Origin of the sequence: Corallococcus llansteffanensis (assembly GCF_003612055.1) — a bacterium.
GTDB classification, from domain to species: Bacteria; Myxococcota; Myxococcia; order Myxococcales; family Myxococcaceae; genus Corallococcus; species Corallococcus llansteffanensis.
On sequence record NZ_RAWB01000797.1, the window covers coordinates 1 to 3,498 of the forward strand.

The 3,498-nt window shown below is 65.4% G+C and carries 3 protein-coding genes; 1 reads left to right on the forward strand and 2 read right to left on the reverse strand.

Annotated elements, in window-relative coordinates; genetic code table 11:
• Positions 1–862 (forward strand): WD40/YVTN/BNR-like repeat-containing protein (locus D7V93_RS40315; protein WP_372338418.1); only part of this gene is annotated, 862 nt, incomplete at its 5' end.
• An 87-nt stretch (positions 863–949) separates the two neighbouring features.
• On the opposite strand, the gene D7V93_RS40320 is transcribed toward D7V93_RS40315, so the two are convergent.
• A complete protein-coding gene (locus tag D7V93_RS40320) occupies positions 950–3,043 on the reverse strand; it encodes a putative metal-binding motif-containing protein (protein WP_158623971.1) in 2,094 nt (697 codons plus the stop codon).
• A gap of 59 nt (positions 3,044–3,102) precedes the next feature.
• The coding region (locus tag D7V93_RS40325) for a YiiX/YebB-like N1pC/P60 family cysteine hydrolase (RefSeq protein ID WP_279636991.1) at positions 3,103–3,498 on the reverse strand (396 nt) is incomplete at its 5' end.

Sequence of the window (3,498 nt, forward strand, 5' to 3'; positions counted from 1 at the left end):
GGGCGGGGCGTCGTTCTGGGTGATGGCGGTGCTGCGGGACGGGACGCTGCTGGCGCAGATGAGCCGTGATGGCAGCTACCACCTGGAGCGCTCCACGGACGGGGGGCAGACGTGGAAGGACGTGGTGGCGCTGGGGAATTACCGAGCGGCATCCCCGGCGAGCTTCGCGGAGCTGGGGAGCACGGTGTTCTTCCTGGAGTACCAGACGTTCACGTCCGCGAGCACGCCGCTGAGGCTGTGGGCGAGCACGGATGGCGGGGCGACGTGGGCGGTGCGCTTCACCTTCCAGGAGCACCGGCACGGCCTGGCGTTGTACGCGGACCCGACGCGAAGCGTGCTGTGGGCCACGTTCGGCAGCAACGCGACGCAGGCGGCGGTGCAGCGCTCCACGGACGGAGGACGCACCTGGACGAAGGTGATGGGCGGCTACGCGTCCAACGCGGTGACGGGGACGGTGTTGCCCGGCGGTGAGCTGTTGTTGGGACAGGCCACGCTGTACGAGCCGGAGCACCCGAAGCTGCTGCGGGTCTACGCCAGCGGGCGGGTGGATGCGCTGCTGACGCTGCCCGGGCCGGCGTATTCGCTGGAGGACCTGCCCGGAGGCGGCTGGGCGCTGGGCACGGCGAGGGCGAACGTGGGGGACGTGCAGCCCGCGTCGGACGTGTACGCGAGGCTCTTCACCAGCACGGACGGCACGACGTGGACGGAGGCCCTGCGCTACGAGCAGGCCGGGAGCACGGCCATGGCCCGCGCGGACGTGTGGGGCGTGCTGGCCTCCGGCGATCTGGTGGTGCGGGCAGAGAACCTGAAGGGCTTCGGAACGGGAGGGAAGGGGTTCCAGGTCCTGCGGGTGAAGCGCTGAAACACAACGTCACGGTGGAGCGCAGGGGCTCCACCGTGACGTGGGGACTTCCGGGGGGAAGAGCAGTCCTGCCCGGAGGTGCGGCTGTCAGGGGGACAGCGGCGGCGTCACTGGGCCCGACGTGAAATGGCTCACGCGACCAAAAAGGCCAACAGCCCAGATGTCCCCAGGATTGTTGCCCTCAATGTCATACAGTCCAGCTCCCGTGGATGCGATGGTCCAGGTGGCTCCATCGTATTGGTAGATCTTGCCAAGATCCGTCGTAATGTAGATGGAGTTCGCCCCGAAGGAGAGCACGCCTGTGAAGTTCTCCGTGCTACCAGGGCCTGCTTCCAACTTCCATTCGGTGCCGTTCCACTTGAGCAATGTTCCTGTGTTGCCGACGGCATAGGCCAATTTGGCGTGGACGACCTTGACGGCGTTCAGTGTTCCTCCCGCAGGAATGCCTGATTGAGTCGTCCAGGTGTTGCTACCCGGTACGTGAAGGAGGATGTTGGAAGTTCCGTCGCTCTTTCCGCCTACAGCGAATGTGAGATCCAGCGATGTGCCATGCGCATCAAAAAGCGGTGCGCCAGTGTGTGTTGTTTGCCCAGTAGGGTTGTTGGCCACGCCGTTCCAGCGGAAGGTTCCACCATTCGTGCCGTTCGCGAGGCTGGCGGTTCCCAGAATCTGCAACTCGTTGTTCTCAACGAATCCAATGAGCCCCGTGGTCGTGTCCGTTGCCTGGGAATTGAAAGGCTTGCAGTCGGGCGAATTGGCTTTCTGTGCGCGAATCACGCCGAATTGGCCGCCGATGTAGGCGGTGTCTGAATTGGTGTCCACCCAGACGCTGTAGATATCGGAGCGGCTTCCATCTGAGAGACATTTGCCTGGGATTAGGGTGAAACTACTGCTCCCCGGTGCCTTGACTGCTCGGGTTGAATCATGTCCCACGACCCAGACGCCACCCGCCCCGTAGAGAGCGACGCTACGGAGTGCGGCACCGCCAGTATTCACATCCTGGGCTGTCCAGCTGGGAGGCCCATTGGGACATGCGGGTGACTCATCAGTTGAGCCATTGCAGTTGTTGTCCTGGGTGTCGCAGAGCTCGGTAGCATCCGGATTCGTGAAGGAGTTGCCGTCGTTGCAGTCGCCGTTCTTGGACACATAGCCGACTTTGGGCGCGCAGGAGATCACGCCACCAGCGGTGCGGCCAAAGGTGTCCACGTCCTCGTCAGGATAGAGGCTGGGAGAACCCGGGTTGGGCTTGCAATAGGCCGTGCCCAGAGCCACGTTGCACGCATTGGTGCCGGCGCAGCTTGAGCTGGAATCGGTGCAGCCTCCTCCAAGATTGAACCCCTCGTCCGGGCCGCCGGTGCAGTTATCATCAATGTCGTTGCAGACCTCCGTGGCCCCGGGCTTGACGGCGGCGTTGCTGTCGTCGCAGTCATCGTGGGGCGCGGACTGAGGCAACCGGTCCACCGGGAGGATGGCGGTGCAGACCACCACCTGACCCTGCTTCGCATCTCCACGCCCGTCCCTGTCCATGTCCAGCCACGCCAGCTGGGCGTCCGGGGTGAAGCAGGTGTTCTGCTGGGGGTTGGTGGGGTTGCACCGGAAGGTGCCGGTGCACTGATCCGGGCTGGTGCACGTGGCTCCCAGATTGAACCCCTCGTCCTTGCCATCAACGCAGTTGTCATCCACGTCGTTGCACAGCTCGGTGGCCCCCGGGTTGATTCCTTCTCCCTGCCCCTTGTTATCGTTGCAGTCCGAGCCACCCTTGGCGGAACTGACATACCCGTCGCCATCCACATCGGTGGCGGCCAGATCCAGGGTGACCTCCTGGGGCTTGTCGTCCTTCGCGGCGCCGGGGGTGACGGCGACCTGCTGGCTCGGCGTGGCGTCGGGGTGGTTGATGCGGTCCCCCTCACACGCCTTGCCTTCCTCGACGGCTTCTTCGAACGCCTCGGCCTTGATCGTGATCTGCTTGCCCCACTTCTCGGGCAGGACGATGCCGACCACGACTCTGCTCTTGCCGGGCAGGCTCGTGGACAACGTCTCCTTGCTGGCGTCGTCCTCCGCGGTCACCTTGATGCAGCGGGGCGTGAAGCCGGTCGATTGGACGATGACCCTCACCCCATCCTGAGGGTCCTTACAGCCCGCGAGGGCGAACAGTGGCAGCAGCAGAAGAAGGCGTCGCATGACGCCCATCCTACCGGCCTCTTCCCGCGACTGTGAGTGCTTGCTCCCCTCTTGATGCCTCAGAGGGTGAGGGCCCCGCCTTGGCGCGCCTCCGGGAAGTCCGAGTACACCACCTCCAGGCGGGCGTCGGCCGCCAGGCTCGCGGGCGTCACCAGCTCCAGGTCCACCGGAATCGGGCCCCGGTAGCGCTCCGAAATCTCCCGCTTCAGGCCCGCCACATCCAGCGTCCCCAGCTTCTCCAGCTTCCCGTACTCCACCCCCGCGCCCGCCGCGTACGCCTTGCGCACCAGCTCCGAGCAGTACATCGCCTCGTCCCCCCACCCGAAGAGCGCGTCGTAGGGCTTGCCCAGGTGCCGCTTCGCCTCCGCCACCACCCGCTGCTTCGCCGCGTCCTCCACCCCCGTGGGCCGCAACACCAGCAGCCGCCCCTTCACCCCGCGCGCCTTCCACTGCGC

Bases quoted from the DNA above. Each gene is read 5' to 3' on its own strand.
- D7V93_RS40320 (WP_158623971.1), bottom strand. From the start codon at position 3,043: ATGCGACGCCTTCTTCTGCTGCTGCCACTGTTCGCCCTCGCGGGCTGT.